Source organism: Bradyrhizobium sp. B025 (assembly GCF_042257955.1).
GTDB classification, from domain to species: domain Bacteria; phylum Pseudomonadota; class Alphaproteobacteria; order Rhizobiales; family Xanthobacteraceae; genus Bradyrhizobium; species Bradyrhizobium diazoefficiens.
Genome location: NZ_CP170150.1, coordinates 5,563,737 through 5,587,447 on the forward strand (window position 1 = coordinate 5,563,737; position 23,711 = coordinate 5,587,447).

Here is a 23,711-nt window from a genome sequence, read left to right on the forward strand (position 1 = left end):
CTACTTGAGCGGCATCATCTGGTGCATGACACCGATGAAATAGTCCAGAAAGGTGCCCATCATCGCGGTGAGCACCACGGCCAGCACCAGGAAGCCGGCGAAGATCGACAGCGGCACGCCGACGAAATAGACCTGCATCTGCGGCATCAGCCGCGCCAGCACCCCGAGCCCAATGTTGAAGACGAGGCCGAACACCAGGAACGGTCCGGAGAGCTGCAGGCCGAGGCGGAACGCGGCGGCGAAGGCGCGCGTTGCAAGCGAGGCGACATCGCCGCTGGACACGGTCTCGCCCGGCGAGAAGATCGCATAGCTGTCGTTCAGCGCCGCGATCACCAGGTGATGGCTGTCGGTGGCGAACAGCAGCGTCACCCCGAGCATGGTCAGGAAGTTGCCGACCAGCACGCCCTGCTGTCCCTGCGTCGGATCGACCGAGGTGACGAAGCCGAGCCCCATCTGCTGCGCGATCACGGAACCCGCAACCTGGAGCGCCGACAGCGTCACGCGCGCGGTTGCCCCCAGCACGATGCCGATCGCGATCTCATGCAACATCAGCACCAGAAGCGGCGCCAGCGAGCCCATGTCGACGTGATAGGCGCTGCGATGCAGCGGCAGGATGATCAGCGTGAGCAGGAGCGCGATCGACAGCTTCACCCGCGTCGGGATGTTGGTCTCGCCCAGGCCCGGCAACAGCATCACCATCGCGCCGACCCGGGCGAAGACGAGCATGAAGGCCGCCGCAAGCGCCGGCAGCAGCGAGACGTCGATGCGCATAATCTACGCATCTTGCCTCAGCCGCCGATGATTCGCGACGATATCCGCAGCATGTGGGCGTGGAGCGAGTCGGCCATGAACGGCAGCGCCAACAGCATTGTGGCGAAGATGGCCAGAATCTTCGGCACGTAGATCAGCGTCTGCTCCTGGATCTGCGTCAGCGCCTGGAACAGCGACACGATCACGCCGACCACAAGGCCGACCACCATCAGGGGCGACGACACGATCACGATCGTCCAGATCGCATCGCGCGCGACGTCGAGGGTCTCGGGTCCGGTCATTTTCGATTTCTCACTTTGAATTGTTTGTCGTCATTCCGGGGCTCGCGAAGCGAGAACCCGGAATCTCGGGATTCCGGGTTCGGTGCTTCGCACCGCCCCGGAATGACGTGCCTAAAAATCAGATCGGCATCTTCATGATGTCTTCATACGCCGAGATCACGCGGTCGCGGACCGAGACCAGCGTGGAGACGGCAACGTCGGTGTCAGCGACCGCCGTCACCACGTCCATCACGTTGGCCTTGCCGGCGGCCATCGCCACGGTCTGCGCGTCGGATTTGCGCCCGGACTCCATGACGCTGCCGACGGCGTCCTTCAGGAGCGAGGCGAAGGACTGCCCGCTTGCTTCGCTGCCCTTGCCGGCGCCGCTGTTCTCCAGCACGCGGGCAAGGTTGGCATAGGCGTTGGCGGCGATTGTCGGTGATGCCATGGCTCAAATGTCCTGTTCAGCTCTTGAGGATGTCGAGCGTGCGCTGGATCATCCGGCGCGTCGCACTGATGATGTTGAGATTGGCCTCGTAGGACCGCTGCGCGTCGCGCATGTCGGTCATCTCGACCACCGAGTTCACGTTGGGATATTTGACGTTGCCGGTCGCATCGGCGGCCGGATTGTTCGGTTCGTATTTGGTGCGGAAGTTCGACTGGTCCGGCTTGATCCTGCCGAGGGTGACGACCTGCGCGTCGAGCGTGCGGTCGAGCGCGGAGGAGAAGGTCGGCACCTTGCGCCGGTAGGGATCGCCGCCTGCGGTCTGCGACGTCGAATCCGCGTTCGCGATGTTCTCTGAGATCACCCGCATGCGCCCGGCCTGCGCGCGCAGGCCGGAGGTCGCGATCGCCATCGAGCGGGCAAAGTCGCTGCTGTCATTGGCCATGATGCGCCTCCTCTAGCTCTTCTGTTCCGGGATCATGCTCTAGCCCTTGCCGATCGCGGTCTTGAGCAGACGCAGGCTTTTCGAATAGAGCGAGGTCGCCGCCGCGTAGTCCATCTGGTTGCTGGCGGCCTTCATCATCTCCTCTTCGAGATTGACGGCGTTGCCCGCAGGGCGGGTCTCGAAGCCGGCATTCCTGTTCTGGTCGAAACCCGAGGCCGCGCCCGATGGCGTCATGTGAGACGCGCTGGTGACGGTCATTGCCAGCGGGCCCATCGACCCCGTGACCGCGCCAGCCCTGTCGAGCTTCGGCTCGACCAGGTCGCGCGGCCGGAATTTGGGCGTGTCGGAATTGGAGACGTTCTCGGACAGGACGCGCTGGCGTTCCTGATGCCACTGCATCTTGGTGCGAAGCGCCGACAGCACCGGGAGGTCGTTGATGGACATCGTCGCGGCTCCTTCCGCCTCTTCCGGACCCAGGGTCCGAAGCTAGGCAGAATTTGCCGCCTGTATGGTTAACAGGTGGTTAAGGATGTCACAGATGCATGTCCCGGGCCGGGACACGGATTCGTTCCCCCGTGATTCTACGCCTCCAAAAGTGGCATTAACCCAACCGCTTGGCGGCGCATGCACAGGCCAAGAAGTCGTTTTGGATCGGGCGATTCATAGGTTATTAAGAGTTGGGGACGGCAAAACTTGCCGTGGGACGTTAAGAGATCGCAGTTTGGGGCATCGTAGGCCGGTGGTTGGCGCGTCTGACCATTGGCACGAGAAGAGCGCCATTTCTCGGGGACAAGTATGCAAGGCAGCCCTATCACCTTCATCGTCGCGTTCATCGTCGTTCTGGCGTTGATCGGCGTCGCTGCATGGCTGGTTCGCCGATTCGCCAGCAGCCGGCTCGGCGCCAACACCCAGCGCGGCCGGATGCCCCGGCTCGCCGTGATCGATGCTGCCGCCGTCGACGGCCGGCGCCGCCTGGTGCTGGTCCGGCGCGACAATGTCGAACACCTCCTGATGATCGGTGGCCCGACCGACATCGTCGTCGAGCCCAACATCGTGCGCGCCGCGCCCGGCCGCGACCAGCTTCCGCAGCGTCCCAACGCCGCCGAACCGCCGCGCCTTGCCCCGATGCCCGATGCCGGCAGCTGGGCCGACGAAGTGCCGCGGCCCGAGATGCTCGATCATCCCGAGCCGCAAATGCCCGAGCCGCCGCCGCGGCCCGCGCGCCCGTCCTTCGCCGACGAAGTCCGCCGGCCCGCGCCCGCACTGGCCGAACGCCGTAGCGAGCCGCCGCTGGCCGGCTTTCCGCCCGAACCGATCGCGCCGCGTCCCGAGCGCGAGCCGCGGCCTGAGCCGCTGCCGCTACCACCGCGCGTTGCCCGCAGCGAGCCGCCGCTGATGCCGCGTCCGCCGCGCCAAAGCGAGCCGGCGAAGGTGCCGCCCGTGCGCGCCGAGCGCGCGGTTGCGCCGCCGCCTCCGCCCGTGCCGCAGGCTCCGCCCGTTCCGCCGCCGCCCCCCGCGCCTGCTGCGCCCTCGAGCGCCGAACAGAATCTGGCCGAAATGGCGCAGCGGTTAGAGGCTGCGCTGCGCCGCCCGGCCGGCGAGACGGTCGCGCCCCCGGTTGCGCCGGAGCCGCCGGCCGCTCCCCCGCGCGCAGCACGCAGCGAGCCGCCGGCACCCCCGGCCCCGCCGCCGAAGCCTGCCCCGGAAAAGACCAGCTTTGAGAATCTCGAAGACGAGATGGCCTCCCTGCTCGGCCGTCCGAAGCCGTCTTCGTGAGGCTGCCGGCCCTCCCGCGTAGAGTTCTTTTTCTTTCTGTCCTGATCGGCGCGGCTTCGCTCGCAAGCCTGGCGCATGCGCAGGACATCAGCATCAATCTCGGCGGCCAGGGCGGCGGCGTCACCGAGCGCGCGATTCAGCTCATCGCGCTGCTCACGGTGCTGTCGATCGCGCCGTCGATCCTGATCATGATGACGTCGTTCACGCGCATCGTGGTCGTGCTGTCGCTCCTGCGCACCGCGATGGGCACGGCGACCGCGCCGCCGAACTCGGTGATCATCGCGCTCGCGATGTTCCTCACCTTCTTCGTGATGGGGCCGGTCCTGCAAAAATCCTACGACGAAGGCATCCGTCCGCTCGTCGCCAACCAGATCGGCGTCGAGGATGCGCTCCAGCGCGCCTCGGTCCCGTTGCGCGGCTTCATGCAGAAGAACGTGCGCGAGAAGGATCTCAAGCTGTTCCTCGACCTCTCCGGCGAGCCGCCGCCGGCCACCCCCGACGAGCTCGCGCTCCGCATCCTCATCCCCGCCTTCATGATCTCCGAGCTGAAGCGCGCCTTCGAGATCGGCTTCCTGCTGTTCCTGCCCTTCCTGATCATCGACCTCGTCGTCGCCTCCGTGCTGATGTCGATGGGCATGATGATGCTGCCGCCGGCAACGATATCGCTGCCGTTCAAGCTGATCTTCTTCGTTCTGGTCGACGGCTGGTCGCTGGTGGCTGGGAGCTTGGTGCAGAGCTACGGGGGATGAGGCAAAAGCCACCCTCAGGCGACGAAGCCGGACCTGTCTCGCGTCGCGAGATTGCTACCGCGTCATCTTGATCTGCCGCAGGGCGGGGATCTTCGGCAGCGAGCCGGTGTGGTCGGTCTCTTCCTTGGCCTGCGGCCCGGCTGGCGCGCGGGCGGTGGCGTCGGGGAAGCGCTGCTTCATCTCGCGCAGGAAGCCGTCGAGCGTGTCGACGCTCGCAGCCAGCTTGGCGATCTCGGCGAATTCGGCGCTGGAGGCCGCGGCCGGCTTGCTGGCGATGTCGAAGGCGAGACGGTCGGCGCTCTCGCTCATCAGCGGCGCGTATTTCTCGCGAAAGCGCGACAGGCCGATCGAATCGTCGGCGAGCGCGTAGCCGACGGCGGCGCGGATGATGTCGCTCTTCTCCACCGCATTGAGCGGCTTGAAGTCGCGGAAGCGCTCGCCGTAATAGAGCTCGATCTGCTCGGCGGACTCGCGCCAGCGCCGCGCCGCCCAGAAGATGTCGGAGCGCAGGCGGAGCACCTCGCGTCCGGAGACGTTGGAGACGATGTCGAGCGCGAGATCGTGCCGGCCGACGTCGCTCTGCGCCCGCGCCTCCAGCAGCAGACGCTGCTGCCTGAGCTCGCCGGAGAGATCGCTGATGCGGCTCGCGCGCAGCGCCGAGATCGCCATGTCCGGCCTGCGGTTGGCGAGATAGATCATGGAAAGACGCGCGGCGACCTGGGCGCGCGCGGCGCCTTCGAGGCGGTGGTCGACCTGGTATTGCAAGAGCTCGGCGGCCTGATCGAGCAGATCGATCGAGGCGAGACGGTCGGCGAGACGGCGGATCAGCTCGTCGCCGCGGCGGCCGATCGGCGTCAGCTCGCGGAACTCGTAGAACATCCCGAGCGCCTCGACCGGCGGCAGCTCGTCACCCTTGGGCCCCAGGAAGATCTGCGTGAACAGGTCGGAGGCGAGATCCTGCGCCTGGCGCGAGGCTTCCGCGTTCGGCTGGAGCTTCGTCGCGGTGCGCGCCGCCGTGAGCGCGTCCCGGTAGCGCCCGTTCTCGGCATACATCTGCGACAGCATCTGGAGCGTCTTGACCTCGATCGCGTCGCCGCGCCAGGTCATCGACAGCGTCTCGAGCTCGCGCAGCGCGTCTTCCTTGCTGATCTCGTCGCGCTTCTGCCGCAACGCGACCTCGAGCTGCTTGGCCTCGGCCGCAGCCGGCCGGTCGCTCGAGGCGACCGCGAACTTGTAGTCGTCGAGCGCATCCTTGTCGTGGCCGAGCGCCTCGGCAAGCCTGCCGCGCAAAACGGCGAAGCCGGGCGCAGCCTCGGGCGATACGCCGACGATCTCGAGCTCGCTGCGCCGCTTGGAGGCGCCGGCATAGTCCTTCACCTCGAGCGAGGCGCGCATCGCGTCCATCGTCACGATGCGCTGGATGTCGAGCGGCAGCGAGGCGATCGCGAATTCGACGTTCTTGAACTTCTCGCGCGCGTCCGCCCATTTGCCCTGACGCGCATGGGCGAGCGCCTTCCAGAGCTGGGAGTCGTGGCTGTTGCCGATCACGGGATTGGCGAGGTCCTTCAGGCCCTGCGCCGGCCGGCCGATCAGGATGCTCGCGATCGCGTGCATGATCAGCGCGCCGCTCTCCTCCTTGTTGAGCGGATCGCTCAGCATCAATTCGGTCACGGCCTTGGCCTCGTGATACATCGCGCGTGACATGTAGAACTGCGCGAGGTCGAGCCGCGGCAGCGAGCGCAGCGCAGGCTCGACGGCCGAGATCGCCATGATCAGATCGCTCTGGCGCGTTATGAAGTTTTCCGACTGCCCCTTGCGCCAGGCTTCGGGGCTGAAGATCGGGCGCACCGCGGTCGGGGCGCGCTCGGCGGAGATGTCGACCGGCGACAACGTCAGTCCGCCCTTCTTGCCGAGAATGACCTTGTCGGATCCGACCTCGACGCCGACCTCGTCGGAGTTCGGCCGGATCGCGATGCCATGGGCGGATTCCAGCATCGAGAGATCGACGAGGTCCTGACGCTTGATGAAGCCGCGCACCGGCCGCTGCGCGGTGACGACATAGAGCATGTCGCCGGCGTCGGGATCGGTGAGCTTGTGCAGCAGGCCCGGATTGGCGAAGGGAATCGCGATGTTGGCGAGCGCGGGATCGGTGATGTTGCGCGACATCATCAGCGGCAGCGGCGTCGCCTGGATCTTGTCGGCGAGCGTCAGCAGCCAGTTGGTCTCCTTGCCGACCTCCTCGCTCGTCAGCGAGTAGACCAGCGGCCGGGTGAGACGGATGCGTACCGCCTGCCCCTTGTCGAGGGGGATGCGGCCGACCTCGCCGATCATCGCCCCGCCCTTGGTCCGGATCGCCTCGACGTCGATCGGCTTCGGCGTGTCGAACACCAGCCAGACGGTATCGCCGCGGCGGAACGCCGCCGCAGGCGTTGTGACCTGAAGCGGGAACGTCACGCGCAAGCCGTCGCTGTCGCGGCGCGCATCGACGCTTGGTGCGGCCGGCTGCGGCGCGGCCGGCGCCTCGGCGGGCGCAGCTTTGGCTGCTTCCTTGACCGGCTCCTTCGCCGCTTCCTTCACGACCTCCTTGGGCGCCTCGACCATTGCCGGCTTGGCAGCCGCGGCCGGAGCTTCGGCAACAGGCGGGGTCGGCTTCGCGGCTTCCTTCGTCGCTTCCTTCGCCGCTTCCTTGGGCGCTTCCGCAGCGTGCGCAGCTTCGGCCGCGGGAGCCGCCGCCGGTTTCGGCGCTTCGGCGGCGGGCATCGCGGCAGGCGCTTCCGGCTTCACGTCGGGCTTGATATCGATCTTGGCTTCGCGCGCGATCGTCTCGGAGGTCGGCGGTGCGATCTCGCGATGGGCGTCCTTCTTCTCGGCCGCCGGCTTTTCCGCGGCCGGTGCCGGTCCATGGCCTTGGCTGGCAGGCTTGGCCTGCGCAATCGCGGCCTCCGGCGTCGCAGCCGTCTTGCCCTTGTCCGGCTGGAAGGAGACGTCAACGACGTAGTTCTTCTCGTCGCGGAAGGAGTGCACGTCGGAATCGCCGATCAGCGCGATCTCGACATTGGTCTGGTCGATGTCGGCCTTCTGCTTGATCGAGGCAACGTTCGGCGGCGCGGCGACCACCGCGTCGGCGAGGTCGAAACTGAGGTTGGCGTTGAAGGCGAGCGTGAGCTTCTGCTCGTTGAGCACGGAAGACACGCCGACGCCGTCGGGCATCTCGAACACGAAGCGTACGAAGGTCGGCTGCACCGAAGCGCGCACACGGATCTGCGGACGCTTCCTGGTCTCGGCTGCGGCGCGCTGCGCACGCAGCGCCCGTTCGGCGACGCGCGCACGCTCGGCGAGTTCCTTGACCACGTCCATGGGCAGGCTCGGCGGCGGCCCCTTCCAGCCCTCGGGCAAGAGGTCGATGAAGGTGCGCTCGCCGGCATTCATGGTGTTGACGGTGACGCGCCGCGCCAGCGAGAGGCGGATGGCGCCGCCGTCGGGATCGCGGCGGGCGGAGTTGACGTAGTCGGGCGCCCCCTCCGGAACCCGGTCGACGGGCACGTCGACCGGCCGGTCGAAACGGATGATGAGAATGGAGCCGGCCGTCGTGACCTCGGAGGGAACATCCTCGCCGAGCCTGATCACGAGACGCGCGAAGCCGCCGGCGGCCGAAAAACTGGCCTCGCCCCGGATCGAGTCCGCCCGCGCCGGGCTTGCGGCGATCAGGAGGATGGTTGCCAGCGCAGGTGCGTTGCGGACATGACGCGACAGCCCCCACGCCAGGGCGCGGGCTCGCGACACAAATCCAGCGGCAGCCTTCTGCGCCATTGGCGGCATTTCTTCCGGTTCGACGACCCATACCGGCACATGGCGCCGGCCCATGGCGTCGAATGTAGGTTTTGCCAATTAAGGACTTGTTAATGCTGTAATGGCGACTTGATCCGGCTCAGCGCGTCGCGACACCTCGCGTGTGGGCTTAGGCGTTCGCGCTCCAAATCTGGAGAGCAAGTGGTTAAGGAGACGTTAACACCACGTCGTCACCGGCGCCGGGCGGGACCGGCGCGGCCCGGGCCGCAGCCTGCCGTCTCGACAAAATCCTCCACGATGATCGACGAGCCAGATCCAGTCGTGAACTCAGTCGCGACCGACGCCATAATGCGCGAACTCGTCGCCGATGTTGCCCTGAATCGTCTTTGCAGCCGAAATGTCGGAATCTCCGCCAATCGCGTCGCCCCGCTTCAGCTTGGCAAGCCCGCGGCCAAAAAGCGCGCTCGCCAATTCCGGGGCGGCTCGCAAGGCAGAATTGTAGTCGGCGATCGCCGCACCGAACTCACCCATCTTCAGGTGAATCAGCCCGCGCGAGTCGTACACGGCAGCACTGGTCGATCCGGATTGAAGCGCTCTGTCGCAGTCCTCCAGCGCGGCCTGCCAGGCACCAAGCACCGCCCGCGTCCAACATCGTCCGCTCCGTGCGGCCTGCGAATCGGGCTGGAGACGAATGGCCTCGTCGTAGTCATGCGCCGCGCGCTGGTGGTCATTCTTCTTCAGATAGGCTCCGGCGCGGTTGACGAAGGCAGCGCCATAGTCGGGATCGAGCTTGATCGCATCATCAAAGGCTTCGATCGCGAGCTCATATTCGCCTTTCCTCAAGTAAGCCACACCGCGGTTGTTGAAGGCCTTTGCGTATGTCGGCTTGAGCGCGATCGACTGATCGAAATCGCGGATGGCTTTGTCGTAGTCGCCCTTTGCGGTGTAGGCATTGCCGCGATTGTTATAGGCGATAGCCAGAGCTGTCGTCGTACCCTGACGCGCCTCTATGAAAGCCGTGCAGGCATCGATCCGGACATCGAGCGGGGTGGCACCCACCCCGTTGCACGGTTCAATATGACTGAGATAGTTGGTCTTCACCTTGGAATTCTGGGCCGCGACTGGCAAGCCAATCAACAGCAGGACGCCAAGCGCCACTCCGCTTTTTGCGACGGACGATCTTGGTTCCATATCAGGCCCCGTCCCCTGAGATCTGGCGATTGCGCGGAGGCTAGAACCAGCGTTAGCACCCGCGGCAGATGTTCAGATTGAGCTTGTGCTCGGCCCTTTGCTCGGGTCGCGGCGACCCCGTGCCGCCGGACTTCTTCAGATATTTGTTCTTGCCCTCTTCGATAAGAGTGGAAAACTTGGTGGTTCCGTCATCTGAGATTTCGACATGAGGTGTCGTGCCTCGAACGCCCATCGTGGCGACCGGCGTCTCGATCCTCATGTCGCCGGTCTTCGCAACCTGGCCGGCAACAAAGACGAACGTCCCCTTGGTCAGGTTGAAGCTCGTCGAATTGGACTTTCCAGCCGGCTCGTAGACATATTCGTCCAACTTCATACGGGCGTTGCTCGACAAGTTGAACGAAGTTCCGTCCACGAAGTTGATGCCGACCCGACTGTCGGCATCGGTTCGAACCACATCGCCCAAATAGACCGGATCGCCAATCTTGGTCTGGATGGATTCGCCCGGGACTTTTGCCTGGACAATGACAGCTCCCACATGCTCGATGATGACCGAGCCCTCGGCTGCCACAACTTTTCCGATTGGCTTTGACGACGAATCCAGGACGGCCCGCCGCGGAGAATCGCTCTGCGCCTGGACTGGGCGGGGTGACGAGGCGGCCAGCGCAAGGACGATACCTGTCACGAGAACAGTCGCTGCGTGCGTGCGCATGGCTCACCCTTTTTCTTTAGAGTTGTTTTGAGCATCCGAACGGCTCCGACGGTGTCGGCACCATCGGGCATCATGGCAGACCAGCGGCAACAAACCACGACAGGTAAACTGGTTATTCCGGATTAATCCGAACGGCTGATCGCCGTGCCCGAAAGAGCCACTATCCGTGCCGGGCAATTTCAACGAGCTTTTCCCCCGTGCCGTCAGGCGAAGCGACAGCAATTCTGCCGTGACTGGCCTGGGCGGAATTCTCGGAAACAACGACCTTCAGCGGGCCTGGCCAAGGTTGCCGGCGCAAAATTGCTCCCGATCGCGTGACGCGGCAAGCCAGCAAAGCTACGGCGATGTCTGAGGTCGACGCTGGGCAATCGAGGTCGAACAATGTCCGTCACGCCCGCTGGAAGGCCCGGGGACGAGCGCGAAGCCGCTGCGATCAGGCGTCACCGAGTGAACGCGGCCAAGAGCGGCCCTCTTGATGGACCCGTTGCGCAGATTCGCGAGCGGGCCTCTGCCGGCGGCTTCGGGATGCTGTCGCTCACGGCAATGCTCTTCTCGATGATCAAACAGGTCAAGGCCGCAGACCCGAACGTAACGTTCCTGGATGACGACGCCATCACTTACAAGGACCTTGCGCACGGTGCATACGAGCTTGTGACCAAGGAGCCGATCCCGCGGCACATCATCGTCGAGGATCCCGGCGAAACGATCGTCGTCAAAAAGGTCGGCTCCTCGGTCAGCGTGAACCAGGTCACGAACACGGCTGCTCGCATGGAGGAGTTGCGGGCGGCACAGCAGGACGCGCTTGCCAATCTGGAAGGGCGAGACCCCCACGGGTCGGGCACACCTCCTTTCGTCAAATCCCAGCCGCTACAGCCGATCAATTTCATTCCGCCCGAGGCTCCCGCGGCGCAAGATTTGCTGGCGCCTGTCTCACCGTTTTTCCTCCCTCCGCCTCTGATCATACATCCGCCGCCGACGCTGAACACCGGAGCCGGCCCGGCCGAACTCGATACCGTGGTGTTTGACACATTCACGGCGACGAGCGGGACGTTCACCGCAAGCAGCAGCAACAGTGATGCCACACTGACCTTCGGTATCAGCGGCGGCACCAACGGCAACACGGTGTTGGGCGGGGTGACGTATGATGTATCGCAAACCGGCCCCTATGGCACCCTTTACCTCAACAGCGGGAGCGGCGCCTACACCTTCGTCCCAAACAGTGATGCGATCAATGCGCTGAAGGCGCCAACGACCACAAGCTTCATTATCACGGTGGCGGATGGCTCGCTCTTGGTCAGTCAGCCCTTCCCGATCACCCTCAACGGCGTCGAAGATGCGGCCATCATTTCCGGTACGACGACCGGCTCAGCGATCGCGGCCGGTGGCGTGGTCAATGCCTCGCCCGGCACGCTGATCGCGACCGGAGCGCTCACTGATACCGATCCCGACGACCCGCCCAATACCTTTACGGCGATCGGCTCGCCGGCCGCGAGCAAGTACGGCACCTTCACGATGACAACGGCCGGCGTGTGGACCTATACGCTCGACAAGGCCAACAGTCAGGTGCAAGCGCTCCATGTAGGCGACAGTCTGACCGACAGCTTCACGGTGACCAGCATCGACGGCACCGCGCAGGTGGTCACGATCACCATCCACGGCCCGTTGGTTGAGGTGAGCGGAACGACCCCGTCGCTGACGCTCAGCGAGACGCATCTGACGGCAACCTCCCTGGACGACAACATCGCTGGCTCGGCGCCAGACACGACGCTGACGACGACGTCAGGCGACTTCTCGACGGCGTTCACCTCGGTTCAGGGGGCGGACGGTGCGACGATCAGCTACGCGCTGTCGATCACCGGTGGCAACGGCACGGCATCGGGCCTGATCGACTCGCACACCGGCCAGGCCGACGTGCTGATCCTGAACGGCAACACCATCGAAGGCCATGTTGGCACTACCGGCGGGACGCTGGCATTCACCATCACGCTTGATCCGGCGACAGGAATCGTGACCTTCACCGAGTACCGTGCAGTGACGGAGCCTTCCGGCACCAACCCGGACGGCGGGGAAGGCGTCTCGCTGACCGAAGGGACTGTGACCCTGTCGGCGACGATCACCGAAAAGGACGGCAACTTCCAGACCGCGAGCCATGATCTCGGCAGCCGGCTGACCATCACCGACGACGGCCCGACGATTGCGGCGACGGGGACGGCTCCGTCGTTGACGCTGAGCGAGACGCATCTGACAGCTACGGCGCTGGACGACAACATCGCCGGCGCGACGCCGGACGCGACGCTGACGACGACGTCAGGCAACTTCTCGACAGCGTTCACGTCGATCCAGGGGGCTGACGGTGCGACGATCGGCTATGCGCTGTCTGTCACCGGCGGCAACGGCATGGCGTCGGGTCTGCTCGACTCGCACACTGGCCAGGCCGATGTGCTGGTGCAAAAAGGCAATACCATTGAAGGCCATGTTGGCACCGTCGGCGGCACGCTGGCGTTCACCATCACGCTCGATCCGGCGACAGGAATCGTGACCTTCACCGAGTACCGTGCGGTGACGCAGCCTTTCGGTACCAACCCCGACGCCGGGGAAGGCGTCTCGCTGACCGCCGGGATTGTGAACCTGACGGCGACAATCACTGACAAGGACGGTGACTTCCAGACGGCGAGCCTTGATCTCGGCAGCCGGCTGACCATCACCGACGACGGCCCGACGATCGGAGGTTTTGGCATCGCAACCATCGTCGCCAAGGACGATCAAGTTGCGAACGGCACCTACAACGTGAGCTTCGGTGCGGATGGCGAGGGCGCGATGCGCGTGGCCGTCCACAATGGCACTGTTAATGGGTACGATCTGGCGACAACGGATCTGGGCGGCGGCATCACGTCGGTACACGTGACCGGGAATGGTGATGACTACACCTTCTATTATACGACCAAGGCGGTGAGCGGCGGCGTGGAGCTGGATGCGTTCTTCACCGATACAAGCGGGACGCTGAGCGATCCATACTTTAGGCTGCTGATCAATCCAGACGGAACCTACACGTTTGACATCGAGACCGTCGGCTTCTTGCAGCAGACGACGGTGACCGGCTCCGATTTCGGAGCATCCGGCAGTGGCCAGCCGTCACTCACCGCTCCGGACGGTCTGCTCGTCATCACCGGCGATTTCAATGGTGCCCCTGCTGACGTCAAAGCGTCGAGCAACGGCATCGCGGTCGGCGACACCGGACTGCAAATGGATCAACACGAAACCTTGAATCTGGCCTTCACGCCGGTGCAAACGGACGTCAGTTTCGCGCTGACGCAGTGGCAAGGAAACGGAGCTGCGGACGTCGTCTTCAAGGTCTTTGATGGCACCAACGACATCCACGACTTCAGCATAAACATTCCAAAGCCATCGGGTGACGCCCACGTCGTGGTGAAAGAGACTTCGAATCTCGCGCTTGTAAACACTTACTCGTTTGATGGCGCAACTTCGACCTATACGCTCTACGTTGGATCGGAATTCAACCGAATAGAGGTGTCGTACGATCACGCGGTAGCCGGCAACGCTACGTTTACCGTCAACAACATCACATACAGCGAGGGATCCAGGATCCCCAGCACCGATCTGCTGTTTGACGTGACGGCCGTCGACCGTGACGGCGATGCGTCAACGACCGGCCTGCAAGTAGACCTTCTGGGCAGCACTAACGTTGCGAGTGGTGTCACCTTGAGCGATCCCCCACAGCCGGTGACGACTGCCGTCAACGGCACCAACGATGGGGCCACTCTCTCCGGGACCGCGACCGGCTCCATGATCGAGGCTGCGGGCGGCGCGCCTGGCACGCCGACCGCTTCCGGTGCGCTCACCAACACCGACGTCAATCTGCCCAACACTTTCACAGCGGTGCGCTCGCCAACGGCGAGCGACGGCGGCTACGGTATGTTCACGATGACCGCGGCGGGCCTGTGGACCTACACGCTGGACAACAACAATAGTGTGGTGCAGGCGCTCGATGTTGGCGACACGCCGACCGACACGTTCACCGTGACCAGCATCGACGGGACGACGCAGGTCGTGACCATCGCCGCCCATGGCGCCGGCGACGCCCCCAACGGTTTCGATAACCTGGCCGCTGGACCGGCCGTGACGAGCGATCCTCCCTTCGCCCCTGTGACTCACGGAAGTGAAACCATCGCGGCCGGTGGCGATGTGGGCCAGATCATCTCCACGGGCGCCGGCAAAGATACCGTCAACGGCAGTGGCCAGGCTGACATTCTTCATGGCGGCTCCGGCAACGACACGATCAAAGGCAATGACGGCGATGACACGACGCACGGTGGCGCGGGAATCGATGCGGTCAACGGCAACAAGGGCAATGAAACGATCATCGGCGGATTTGGCGCCGACCAATTGACCGGCGGCACCGGGAACGACCGTTTCGTCCATTTGTCCGCGGCGGATTCCAAGGCCGGCCAGTTCGGCACCATCACCGATCTCAACCCGGGATCCGACAAGATCGACTTGACGGCTCTCGGCGGGCTTGGCTTCGTTCTCCTGGCCTTGAGCTCGGCAAGCACGTCCGTGCCGGCGCACACGATCGCCTGGCTCTACGACAGCGCGGCCAATGAAACGATCGTGTATGTCAATCCGAGCGACCAGACCCTGCACATTGGCGATTCCGGCCTGATCGAAATCCATCTGCAGGGCATTGCGACCATCGACGCGTCGGATTTCACCCTGACGCCGGCGGCGGCAGCCGTGCTGGCGGCCGGCAGCGACCCGCTCGATCTCAGCGCAACGACACAAAGCGACGCCACCGCCGTGACGACGACCAGTTCGTCCGAGACCACACTCAGCGACGGCACGCTCCTCGCTGACTGGAACGCGACGGACAGATCAACCGACCAGGCCCACAGCGTTTTTGCCAGTTCGGACCAGTTTGCATGGACCGAACATCCCAGCTTCGCCAACTCAGACGGGGTGCAGCCGCACGCTGCAGAGATTACCAGCAGTGACGCGGTAACGCCCGCACCGAGCGGGCTGTCCACGATCTTGCACGACGAGGCCGCACCGACGGCGACCAGCTTTGTCTTCGATCAGCTAACGCTGCCCGACAGCACCGATACGACGATCGGAAACAATGACTCGATCGCCGGAAGTGCCCCCATGCCTGAGATTGCTTTCGCGGCGCTCCAAGATGCGGCCGAACAGCTCGCCCGGCACGGGCGTACGCTGGAGAAGGGCAACGAGGACCACGGTGCATCGGCTCCAGACAGCGCCCACAATGCTGCTCATGCCCACGGCGGCGCCAGTCATTCCCTTCCAAGCGAGGCAGCCGGACAGCACGATGCGCCGAAGCACGGCCCGGTGGATGTCGATCCGCCCTCTGCCGGTCATGCAGCGCACGGCTCTGCGCCTGCCGGTTCGCACCAGGTCGGCGACTCCTTTGACTTCAAGGATGGCGCTTCGCATGGCCAGGGTCCGGAGCACGGCGTCCAATTGGATGATCCCTCAGACCCGTCCGGTCATCACGAGCACGCCGGGAAAGCCCACGAATCCGAGGCGGCGTCAATGCACGAACTGTCCCCGTCGCATATTGATCCGGCTCACGGGGCAGGCACAACTGGCGCTCACGTGCTGCACGATCTGATCGTGTGACGCACACAAGGCGACCGTCTCTTCAGTGTTGCGGTCCCGCGCAATCCGGCGCGGAGGAGTTCTCTCGCTCGAGACCAGCGTCATCTTCAGCGTCGCCATCTTCCCCCTGCGGCGGCCATGCATGCTGATGGTCTAGCGCGGATGTCCAGGCGAACGTCATCGCCGCGATGAGCAGCCGATTGACGGCTTCGATTGCGCGTTCTGCTACGGACGAGTAGTTCATAGCTTCCTCCCGCGCTGCGGATTGCGAATGGCGGGAGCCTAGGACGAACTCTGCGGCGCCACTGTACTCCACTTCACATTTGTACGCGTCAACTCATCGCAGCCTCAGAAGATGCCTCTTGCTTCGGCTGCATCCGCAACGCGAGTCGACGTGCCTCGTGCGGCAAGGACGTCAAACTCGCGGCGATCACCCCACTCCCCGGCGCGTTTGATCTGCGTGCTCGGTTGCCGAACAGGCGCGCACAACCTCAGGGGTGTTGCGGTCCATCAACGACTCTGAATCAGATGTGATCATTGCGATGCGAATTCGATTGGTCAACTTTTTGGGGGAGCAATCAATGAGCGAAGAAGCCAACTGCATTGTATGTAGCCAGGCAAGAGAGGTCGTAGCCGTCTTTCCAATCGCGCGGGGTTATGCACTGAAGGTATACGAGTGCTCCTGCTGCCACAGCACCCTTCATCTCGTGACTCGAATGACGAAGGCTGCGCTGATCAAGCAGCACTGCGAGACCCTCCTTCCCGTCGAGAAACCGCTGAGCTTGGCAGGTCGCAGGGTTCAGCAGCGGTTCGCGAGCTAGACACGCAAGGCGTCTAGCCGCGTGCAGGCCGAACGACCGCGCGATTGCGCGCAGGTTGCCGTAACGCGCCGCGGCTCTCGAGCCCTCAATTCGGCTTTTGCGTCGGCTTGCCGTCGATCTTGGGCAGGTCGCCGGCCGAGGCGGATTGATCGCCGCCGCCATTAGCCCGGCGGGCCATTTCGACGGTCAGCCGCTCGGCGGCCTCCGGTGACATCAGCCCCAGGATGTCCGACATCTTTCGCGGCGCGATGGCCGAGGCGATCTCGATCAGCACGCCCATCTCGAGGCGGTCGAACACCCGCGCGGCGTCCTTCGGCTTCATGCCCTCATACATGGTGACGAGGCCCTTCATGCGCTGGGCTTCGGCGGCCTTCTGCTCGGCCTGGGTCGCGGAGATGCGGGATTCCACCGCCTTCATCTCCTCGACCTTGTTCTCGATGCGCTTCTCGGCCGATTTCAGCAGGCTCTCGCGGATGTCGATCTCGCGCTGGCGGGCCTCGATCTCCTGGCGGCGCGACTGCAACCGCTCCAGGATCGCGCGCTCCGAGGCCGAGACCTGCGGCTGGGCTTCCTCCACCTTGACCACGGTGCCTTCGGCCTTGGTCTCGGGCGCGGCCGGCTTCGGCGCCTCCTTCGGCGCGCCATGGGTCGAGCCGGTGATGTCGGGGTCCTCCCGTCCCGTCGGAAAGTTCAGATTCTCCTGCGCCCAGGACTTCTTGGCCTGGTTTGGCTGGTAGTCGAAGACATAGCCGCCATTGATCACGAGGCCCGCGACCTTGAGCGTGGCGAGACCTGCGACGGCAACCAGGACGACCGGAATGACGCGGATGTTACGAAAGGACTTCATACCCCTGACTTCATGCGGCAAGGCCGTTGGATCGTCGGCGCTCGGAGAAGGCTTCGGCCGCAGCCGCCACCGCCTTCGCCGACGAGGGCTTGGCCACCGGCACGGCAACCGGCTCCGGACTGGTCACGGGGCGCGCGGCGATCGCGATCTTGGACAGGCGCCGCACCACGTTGTCGGCTTCGCCCAGCTGCTTGTAGAGCTGGTCCGACATCTGGGTCGCCGCCGCGAGCTGGCTGCCGAGGTTCTCGTTGACGTCGCGCACGGCGAGCTTCAGCCCGCCGATCGCGCGCTCGGCGATCTCGGTCGCGGTGATCAGCTCGGCGATGACCGCCTTCAGCGAATGCTCGTCCGCCTTCAGCCGCGTCAGCCGCTTGTTCAGCAGGATGCAGTAGCCGATCGTGAGCATCAGCAAGATAGCCACCAGCGTCTCGATCGCCATTCCAAGGGAGTGGTTCATGGGGCCTCCATCATCTTGTTCTGCTCGTCCACCTTCTCGAACATCGCAAGTGTCGTACTTGGCTTGCGCAGGGGTTTCGTCACCCTGATCGCGACGCGGTCGCCGACCCGGCCCATGCGTCCTTCGGTGATTGTGACGTCGCCGCAGCGCACGGTGACATTGGCATCCGCGCGCATGTCCAGCGGCAGCGTGTCGCCGACCTTCAGCCGCATCAGCTGCTTGAGCGGGATGTCGGCCTCGTAGAGCACTGCATCGACGGAGATCTCGGCCTGGCCGATCTCGGTGGCGAAATGGCCTTCCCAGACCGGGTCGCGGCCGAACTTTTCGCCCATGAACATCTGGAGCAGGACGCCCCGGATCGGTTCGATGGTCGCGTAAGGCAGCAAGAGCTCGATATTGCCGCCGCGGTCTTCCATGTCGATGCGCAGGCGCACCAGGATCGCGGCGTTGGCGGGACGGCTGATCGCGGCGAAGCGCGGGTTGGTCTCGAGCCGGTCGATCGTGAAGGTCACCGGCGACAGCGGCCGGAACGCCTGCTCGGCGTCGGCCAGCACCACCTCGACCAGCCGCTTGACCAGCTCGGTCTCGATCGTGGTGTAGGGCCGGCCCTCGATGCGGAGCTGGCTGGTGCCGCGGCGGCCGCCGAGCAGCACGTCGATCATCGAGTAGATCAGGTTGGAATCGACCGTCGCCATGCCGAAATTGTCCCACTCCTCGGCCTTGAACACCGAGAGCACGGCCGGCAGCGGGATCGAGTTCATGTAGTCGCCGAAGCGCACCGAGGTGATGCGGTCGAGCGAGACTTCGACGTTGTCGGAGGTGAAATTGCGCAAAGACGTCGTCAACAGCCGCACCAGGCGGTCGAAGACGATTTCGAGCATCGGCAGACGCTCGTAGGAGACCATCGCCGAATCGATGATCGCGCGAATGCCGGAATGGTCGTCGAGCGTGACGTCGCCGACGGTGAAGCCGAGGAGGTTGTCGATCTCCTCCTGCGACAGCACCCGCTCGCCGGAGTTCTTGCCGGAGCCGAGGTCGCGGCTGCCGTCCTCGACCATGGCCGCCCATTGCAGGGCCATGGTCTCGGAGAGTTCGTTTTCGGCAGCGGCCTTCGCGGCCTCCGCGGGATCCTCGGAATCGAGCGAAGCCTCCCATTGGGCGGCAATCGCATCCTGGTCCATCTGCTCGTTGCCGGCCATGACGCTAGCCCATTACCTTCCCTGAGCCGTCACTGGATCACGACTTCCTTGAACAGCACCGCGCTGACCTGGACCGGTGCGACCGCCGCGTTGACACGCTTGGTCAGCTCTTCCTTGAGGCGGAAGATGCCGGCGGAGCCGTTGAGGTCGGAGGAGCGCAGCTCGCGCACATAGGTCTGGAAGATGTCGGTGACGCGCGGCATCGCCGGCTTGATCGCCTCGATCTGCTTTTCTTCCTTCAGCTCCAGCACGATCTTCAGCTTCAGATATTGCACGCGCTCGCCCGGAGCGCCGGCGAGGTTGACCATCATGTCGGGCACCTCGACGAAGGCCGGCGGCTTCGGCGGAGGCGCCGCCTCGGCATGGTGCTCGTCGTCGCCGTGGCGGAAGAAGAAGAACCAGGTCGCCGCGCCGCCGCCGAGGACGGCGAGCAGACCGACGGCCATGATGATGAGCTTGAGCTTGTTCTTCGGGGGAGCGGCTTCAGCGCCCTCAGTGGCTGCGCCGCCTTCCGCTTCATTCTCTGCCATGGTCGCCCGGCTCGCTCATCTCTTATAGGAATCGAAAGAGCGAAGCCCCCTGGCAGACAATGACGCGATACAAATGCCCCAGCGCAATGCGCTCCTCTTGCACGCAAACGCTACGGTAATAATGGTTAACGGAACCTTTCGATTGGGCCGCCACTAGGAAAAATCTGCCGGGCAAACATGGCTAACAGAACCTTTCTGCCGCCCTCCCGCACCCTCGAAAAATCAGCAAGACATTGATATTCAACAATTTTCTACGTTGGCACGGCTTTCGCTGAGAAAGGACCGAGACCCGGGGGTTTGGGAGAACCTGACGGTCTCGTTCACGGGGTCCGCCAAGGCGCTTGGGAGAGCGAGGAGGCAGATCTCACTCAGGGGAGATCTTCCGATGCAGAACGCGCTTCTGATCGGCTTGTCACGGCAGATGACGTTGGAACGGCAGATGGATGTCATCGCCAACAACGTCGCCAATGCCAACACCAACGGCTTCAAGGCCGACCATTCGCTGTTCGAGGAGTTTCTCAACTCGAACGCGCGTGAGGACAATTTCGTCGGTTCCGACCGCCGGGTCTCCTATGTGCAGGACCGCGGCACCTTCCGCGACGTCGGCCAGGGGCCGATGGAGGCGACCAACAACCCGCTCGACATGGCGATCAACGGCAACGCCTTTTTCGCCGTGCAGGCCAATGGCGCCGAGCGTTACACCCGCGACGGCAAGTTCACGCTCAGCAGCACCGGCCAGCTCGTCACCTCCGACGGCAACCTCGTGCTCGGCACCGCCGGCCCGATCACCTTCCAGCCGACCGACCACGACATCAATATCGCCCCCGACGGCACCGTCACGGTGCTCGAGGGCACGGCCAAGACCGACTCGATCCGCGGCAAGATCCGCATGGTGACCTTCGACGATCCGGCCAAGCTCACCAAGCTCGGCGCCAACCTCTACAGCGCCGGCTCGGCCAACCAGCAGGTCGACACCAAGTCCACCGTGCAACAGGGCTACATCGAGAAGTCGAACGTCAACTCGGTCGGCGAGATGAGCCGCATGGTCGAAGTCATGCGCAGCTACACCGCCATCGCCAATCTGCTCCAGCAGCAGAGCGACCTCCACAAATCGGCGATCGAGAAGCTCGCCGACGTTCCGGCCTGATTAGGAGATCACTGACATGCAAGCGCTCCACACCGCTGCGACCGGAATGGCGGCCCAGGAACTCAACGTCCAGGTCATCTCCAACAACATCGCGAACCTGCGCACCACCGGCTTCAAGAAGCAGACCGCGGCGTTCCAGGACCTGATCTACGAGCACGTCCGCCGCGTCGGCGCGCAGGCCTCGGACCAGGGCACCATCGTGCCTGTCGGCGTCGACATCGGCGGCGGCGTCAAGACCGTCGGCACGCCGCGCAGCATGACGCAGGGCACGCTGTCGCAGACCGGCAACGACCTCGACCTCGCGATCTCGGGCGAAGGCTTCTTCAAGATCCTGATGCCGGACGGCACCTTCCAGTACACCCGCGACGGCACCTTCCAGATGGACAACCAGGGCCGCGTCGTCACCGCGCAGGGCAACCCGGTGCAACCGACCATCACCATCCCGAACAACGCCTCCGGCCTCACCGTCAACGAGCAGGGCCAGGTCTCGGTGACGCTGCCGGGTTCCTCGACGTCGGCCGTTCAGGGCCAGCTCGGCCTGACCCGCTTCATCAACAAGGCGGGCCTCCAGCCCGTCGGCAACAATCAGTTCACCGAGACGCCCTCTTCCGGCCCGCCGCAGGACGGCACCGCGAACACCGAAGGCTACGGCAAGATCACGCAGGGCAGCCTGGAGCAGGCCAATGTCGACGTCGTCTCGGAGATGAGCGACCTGATCGCCGCGCAGCGCGCCTACGAGATGAACGCCAAGGTCATCAGCGCCGCCGACCAGATGATGCAATCGACCACGGCGCTGTTCCGCTGAGGCAATGACGATGATCCGCACCACCCTCGCCACGATCTCCGCTCTCCTGCTGCTGGCGCTGCCGGCGCAGGCCGCCGACGACGTCATCGCGGCGCCGACGCTGCGCGCGAGCGTCACCGTGACCTCCGACGTGGTGCGGGTCGGCGATCTCATCGACAATGCCGGCTCGGCCGCGCTGATCCCGGTCTACCGCTCGCCCGATCTCGGCACCACCGGCGCGCTGCCGGTCGCGCATGTGCTGTCGGTGTTGCGCGCAAAGCAGGTGATCGGCGTGATGACCGGCGACATCAGGGAAGTCCAGGTCACCCGCCTCGCCCGCACCCTCGCCAACAAGGACCTCGAAAACGCGGTGGCTTCCGCGCTCGAGCGCCGCTTCGGCCTTGGCGATGCCGCCAACATCACCGTCACCTTCGACCGCGGCGTCGCCGACATGCGGCTGGACGCCTCCAACACCGGCGCGCTCCAGCCGGTCGCGACGCGTTACGACGCCCGCGGCGGCCGTTTCGACATCGCCTTCGAGATCAACAACGACAACAATCCGGCGCCGACCAAGCTGCGCTTCACCGGCACCGCGATCGAGACCGTGGAAGTGGCCGTGCTGACGCGCGACATCGACCGCGCCGACCTCCTGAAATCCTCCGACGTCACGCTGGAGCGCCGGCCCAAGGCCGAGGTCACCGGCGAGGCCGCCTCGCGCGACCGCACCATCGGCATGCAGCTGCGCCGGCCGATGCGGGCGGGCACGCCGATCCGCGTCGCGGACATCGTCAAGCCCGACTTCGTGCAGCGCGACCAGAACGTCACCATCATCTACCAGGTGCCCGGGCTCTACCTCACCACGCGCGGCAAGGCGATCGAGAGCGGCGCCGAGGGTGACACCGTCAGCGTGCTCAACCTGCAATCCAAGCGTACGCTAACCGGCGTCGTCACCGGCCGCGGCCAGATCACGGTCCAGGGCGCGAGCCAGTCGCCGCCGATGGCGCCTGCAGTCGAGCAGACCTCCTCGCTCAAGCGTGACGAAACGCCTGCCCCTGCGGCTGCGGCCGCAGCGCTCGCCCAAAGCCTGATCCAGGCGCCCACGTCTCCGGCCCAGATCGCACAAGCCCAGATCCCGCAAGCCCGCGTCTCGCAAGCTCCAGCCAAGTCAGAGTAAGTCATGTCCCCGTTCAGTTCGGCTTTCCGTCCTCGTCGCATCGCGATCTCTGCCCTGCTGCTGGCCATTGGCGCGCTGGCAAGCGGCTGCTCCTCGATCGACCGCCTGTCGCAGATCGGCGAGCAACCGAAACTGTCCGCGATCGACAATCCGACGGCGCAGCCCGGCTACAAGCCGGTGCAGATGCCGATGCCGAAGCCGGAAGTCGCCTCCTACAATCCGAACTCGCTGTGGCGCAGCGGCAGCCGCGCCTTCTTCAAGGACCAGCGCGCCCACCAGATCGGCGACCTGCTCACCGTGACCGTGAACATCACCGACAAGGCCAACATCGCCAACGAAACCCAGCGCAGCCGCACCGCCAAGGAAGATTCGGGAATTACCGACTTTATCGGCAGCCAGACGGTCACGCAGCCGCTCAAGGTCCTGCCCGGCCGCCTTCTCACCACCGACTCGACATCCTCCGCCGACGGCAAGGGTTCGGTCAATCGCCAGGAAGCGTTGCAGACCAACGTCGCCGCGGTGGTCACGCAGGTGCTGCCGAACGGCAACCTCGTGGTCGAAGGCAAGCAGGAGATCCGGGTCAACTACGAGATCCGCGAGCTCGTGGTCGCCGGCATCGTCCGCCCCGAAGACATCCAGAGCGACAACACCATCGACTCCAGCAAGATCGCGCAGGCCCGCATCGCCTATGGCGGCCGCGGCCAGATCATGGACGTGCAGCAGCCGCGCTACGGCCAGCAGGTCATGGACGTGCTGCTGCCCTTCTAAGCCTCTTTAAGAGCTCCCACATCGTGTTCGCGAACCTAGGCGCGAACGACGATGTACTACGCGGCCTCCGGTAGCTCCCCTGCCGGAGGCCGCATGTATTTTGGCGTGGTGCGCCACACTCAACCAGGCCGGTCGTGCGATTATAGCGGCGCAGTTGCCTCAAATTCCGTCATTGCGAGCGTAGCGAAGCAATCCAGAAATGCGCCCGCGGAAGGATT

The 23,711-nt window shown here is 64.7% G+C and carries 20 protein-coding genes; 7 read left to right on the forward strand and 13 right to left on the reverse strand.

What is annotated here, in order from left to right; all coding sequences use genetic code 11:
• From fliR to flgB, 5 genes are all read right to left on the reverse strand, one after another.
• Nucleotides 1-771 (reverse strand): flagellar biosynthetic protein FliR, encoded by a 771-nt coding sequence (fliR, locus tag ACE10W_RS26130; protein WP_011088554.1) that lies wholly within the window; start codon nucleotides 769-771, stop codon nucleotides 1-3.
• Between the two features lie 17 nt (nucleotides 772-788).
• A complete protein-coding gene (gene fliQ / locus ACE10W_RS26135) occupies nucleotides 789-1,052 on the reverse strand; it encodes a flagellar biosynthesis protein FliQ (protein WP_011088555.1) in 264 nt (87 codons plus the stop codon).
• A gap of 118 nt (nucleotides 1,053-1,170) precedes the next feature.
• Nucleotides 1,171-1,479 (reverse strand): flagellar hook-basal body complex protein FliE, encoded by a 309-nt coding sequence (fliE, locus tag ACE10W_RS26140; RefSeq protein ID WP_011088556.1) that lies wholly within the window; start codon nucleotides 1,477-1,479, stop codon nucleotides 1,171-1,173.
• 16 nt (nucleotides 1,480-1,495) lie between these two features.
• Nucleotides 1,496-1,921, reverse strand: coding sequence for a flagellar basal body rod protein FlgC (flgC, locus tag ACE10W_RS26145; RefSeq protein ID WP_007602149.1), 426 nt, complete (start codon nucleotides 1,919-1,921; stop codon nucleotides 1,496-1,498).
• Nucleotides 1,922-1,960: 39 nt separating this feature from the next.
• Nucleotides 1,961-2,365, reverse strand: a complete 405-nt coding sequence (flgB, locus tag ACE10W_RS26150) for a flagellar basal body rod protein FlgB (protein ID WP_011088557.1) — start codon at nucleotides 2,363-2,365, stop codon at nucleotides 1,961-1,963.
• 351 nt (nucleotides 2,366-2,716) lie between these two features.
• On the opposite strand from flgB, the gene ACE10W_RS26155 reads away from it, so the two are divergent.
• Both ACE10W_RS26155 and fliP read left to right on the forward strand, forming a co-directional pair.
• On the forward strand, nucleotides 2,717-3,697 hold the full coding sequence (locus ACE10W_RS26155; protein ID WP_011088558.1) for a flagellar biosynthetic protein FliO: 981 nt from the start codon (nucleotides 2,717-2,719) through the stop codon (nucleotides 3,695-3,697).
• A complete protein-coding gene (gene fliP, locus ACE10W_RS26160; RefSeq protein WP_028173298.1) occupies nucleotides 3,694-4,446 on the forward strand; it encodes a flagellar type III secretion system pore protein FliP in 753 nt (250 codons plus the stop codon). Before ACE10W_RS26155 ends, fliP begins: the two co-directional genes overlap by 4 nt.
• 54 nt (nucleotides 4,447-4,500) lie before the next feature.
• Here the strand turns inward: fliP and ACE10W_RS26165 are convergent, their stop codons facing one another.
• From ACE10W_RS26165 to ACE10W_RS26175, 3 genes are all read right to left on the reverse strand, one after another.
• On the reverse strand, nucleotides 4,501-8,256 hold the full coding sequence (locus ACE10W_RS26165) for a tetratricopeptide repeat protein (RefSeq protein WP_370205781.1): 3,756 nt from the start codon (nucleotides 8,254-8,256) through the stop codon (nucleotides 4,501-4,503).
• 306 nt (nucleotides 8,257-8,562) lie between these two features.
• Nucleotides 8,563-9,393, reverse strand: a complete 831-nt coding sequence (locus ACE10W_RS26170; RefSeq protein WP_304547681.1) for a tetratricopeptide repeat protein — start codon at nucleotides 9,391-9,393, stop codon at nucleotides 8,563-8,565.
• Nucleotides 9,394-9,478: 85 nt separating this feature from the next.
• Nucleotides 9,479-10,135 (reverse strand): FecR family protein, encoded by a 657-nt coding sequence (locus ACE10W_RS26175; RefSeq protein WP_304547683.1) that lies wholly within the window; start codon nucleotides 10,133-10,135, stop codon nucleotides 9,479-9,481.
• Nucleotides 10,136-10,582: 447 nt separating this feature from the next.
• Between ACE10W_RS26175 and ACE10W_RS26180 the strand changes: the two genes are divergently transcribed.
• Nucleotides 10,583-15,787, forward strand: a complete 5,205-nt coding sequence (locus tag ACE10W_RS26180) for a DUF5801 repeats-in-toxin domain-containing protein (protein ID WP_304547685.1) — start codon at nucleotides 10,583-10,585, stop codon at nucleotides 15,785-15,787.
• Nucleotides 15,788-15,809: 22 nt separating this feature from the next.
• Here ACE10W_RS26180 and ACE10W_RS26185 read toward each other — a convergent pair whose 3' ends face one another.
• The 5 genes from ACE10W_RS26185 to fliL form a co-directional block, all read right to left on the reverse strand.
• Nucleotides 15,810-16,010 (reverse strand): hypothetical protein, encoded by a 201-nt coding sequence (locus tag ACE10W_RS26185; RefSeq protein WP_039185590.1) that lies wholly within the window; start codon nucleotides 16,008-16,010, stop codon nucleotides 15,810-15,812.
• Nucleotides 16,011-16,672: 662 nt separating this feature from the next.
• Entirely contained in the window at nucleotides 16,673-17,434 is a 762-nt protein-coding gene (locus ACE10W_RS26190; protein ID WP_011088566.1) for a MotE family protein, read from the reverse strand.
• 10 nt (nucleotides 17,435-17,444) lie between these two features.
• Nucleotides 17,445-17,891 carry a DUF6468 domain-containing protein gene (locus tag ACE10W_RS26195; protein ID WP_060908203.1) on the reverse strand — a complete coding sequence of 149 codons (447 nt, stop codon included), beginning with the start codon at nucleotides 17,889-17,891 and terminating at the stop codon, nucleotides 17,445-17,447.
• Nucleotides 17,888-19,090: a flagellar motor switch protein FliM gene (fliM, locus tag ACE10W_RS26200; RefSeq protein ID WP_011088568.1), complete on the reverse strand. Its 1,203-nt coding sequence runs from the start codon at nucleotides 19,088-19,090 to the stop codon at nucleotides 17,888-17,890. The genes ACE10W_RS26195 and fliM overlap by 4 nt, the downstream gene beginning before the upstream one ends.
• Nucleotides 19,091-19,119: 29 nt before the next feature.
• Nucleotides 19,120-19,620, reverse strand: a complete 501-nt coding sequence (gene fliL, locus ACE10W_RS26205) for a flagellar basal body-associated protein FliL (RefSeq protein WP_011088569.1) — start codon at nucleotides 19,618-19,620, stop codon at nucleotides 19,120-19,122.
• Nucleotides 19,621-20,005: 385 nt separating this feature from the next.
• Between fliL and flgF the strand changes: the two genes are divergently transcribed.
• The 4 genes from flgF to flgH are packed head-to-tail and all read left to right on the forward strand — an operon-like array spanning nucleotide 20,006 to nucleotide 23,493.
• Nucleotides 20,006-20,767, forward strand: a complete 762-nt coding sequence (gene flgF / locus ACE10W_RS26210) for a flagellar basal-body rod protein FlgF (protein WP_011088570.1) — start codon at nucleotides 20,006-20,008, stop codon at nucleotides 20,765-20,767.
• A 16-nt stretch (nucleotides 20,768-20,783) separates the two neighbouring features.
• Complete coding sequence (gene flgG, locus ACE10W_RS26215) at nucleotides 20,784-21,572, forward strand: flagellar basal-body rod protein FlgG (RefSeq protein ID WP_011088571.1); 789 nt, start codon at nucleotides 20,784-20,786, stop codon at nucleotides 21,570-21,572.
• 10 nt (nucleotides 21,573-21,582) lie between these two features.
• The gene (gene flgA / locus ACE10W_RS26220; RefSeq protein ID WP_028173290.1) at nucleotides 21,583-22,725 is read left to right on the forward strand and encodes a flagellar basal body P-ring formation chaperone FlgA; all 1,143 of its coding nucleotides are present in this window, start codon (nucleotides 21,583-21,585) and stop codon (nucleotides 22,723-22,725) included.
• A 3-nt stretch (nucleotides 22,726-22,728) separates the two neighbouring features.
• Nucleotides 22,729-23,493: a flagellar basal body L-ring protein FlgH gene (gene flgH / locus ACE10W_RS26225; protein WP_011088573.1), complete on the forward strand. Its 765-nt coding sequence runs from the start codon at nucleotides 22,729-22,731 to the stop codon at nucleotides 23,491-23,493.
• The last annotated feature ends 218 nt before the right edge of the window (nucleotides 23,494-23,711 follow it).

Excerpts from the sequence above, each read along its gene's own strand:
- fliR (WP_011088554.1), bottom strand. The coding sequence starts at position 771 with ATGCGCATCGACGTCTCGCTGCTGCCGGCGCTTGCGGCGGCCTTCATG.
- fliQ (WP_011088555.1), bottom strand. The coding sequence starts at position 1,052 with ATGACCGGACCCGAGACCCTCGACGTCGCGCGCGATGCGATCTGGACG.
- fliE (WP_011088556.1), bottom strand. The coding sequence starts at position 1,479 with ATGGCATCACCGACAATCGCCGCCAACGCCTATGCCAACCTTGCCCGC.
- flgC (WP_007602149.1), bottom strand. The coding sequence starts at position 1,921 with ATGGCCAATGACAGCAGCGACTTTGCCCGCTCGATGGCGATCGCGACC.
- flgB (WP_011088557.1), bottom strand. The coding sequence starts at position 2,365 with ATGTCCATCAACGACCTCCCGGTGCTGTCGGCGCTTCGCACCAAGATG.
- ACE10W_RS26155 (WP_011088558.1), top strand. The coding sequence starts at position 2,717 with ATGCAAGGCAGCCCTATCACCTTCATCGTCGCGTTCATCGTCGTTCTG.
- ACE10W_RS26165 (WP_370205781.1), bottom strand. The coding sequence starts at position 8,256 with ATGGCGCAGAAGGCTGCCGCTGGATTTGTGTCGCGAGCCCGCGCCCTG.
- ACE10W_RS26175 (WP_304547683.1), bottom strand. The coding sequence starts at position 10,135 with ATGCGCACGCACGCAGCGACTGTTCTCGTGACAGGTATCGTCCTTGCG.
- ACE10W_RS26185 (WP_039185590.1), bottom strand. The coding sequence starts at position 16,010 with ATGAACTACTCGTCCGTAGCAGAACGCGCAATCGAAGCCGTCAATCGG.
- ACE10W_RS26190 (WP_011088566.1), bottom strand. The coding sequence starts at position 17,434 with ATGAAGTCCTTTCGTAACATCCGCGTCATTCCGGTCGTCCTGGTTGCC.
- ACE10W_RS26195 (WP_060908203.1), bottom strand. The coding sequence starts at position 17,891 with ATGAACCACTCCCTTGGAATGGCGATCGAGACGCTGGTGGCTATCTTG.
- fliM (WP_011088568.1), bottom strand. The coding sequence starts at position 19,090 with ATGGCCGGCAACGAGCAGATGGACCAGGATGCGATTGCCGCCCAATGG.
- fliL (WP_011088569.1), bottom strand. The coding sequence starts at position 19,620 with ATGGCAGAGAATGAAGCGGAAGGCGGCGCAGCCACTGAGGGCGCTGAA.
- flgF (WP_011088570.1), top strand. The coding sequence starts at position 20,006 with ATGCAGAACGCGCTTCTGATCGGCTTGTCACGGCAGATGACGTTGGAA.
- flgG (WP_011088571.1), top strand. The coding sequence starts at position 20,784 with ATGCAAGCGCTCCACACCGCTGCGACCGGAATGGCGGCCCAGGAACTC.
- flgA (WP_028173290.1), top strand. The coding sequence starts at position 21,583 with ATGATCCGCACCACCCTCGCCACGATCTCCGCTCTCCTGCTGCTGGCG.
- flgH (WP_011088573.1), top strand. The coding sequence starts at position 22,729 with ATGTCCCCGTTCAGTTCGGCTTTCCGTCCTCGTCGCATCGCGATCTCT.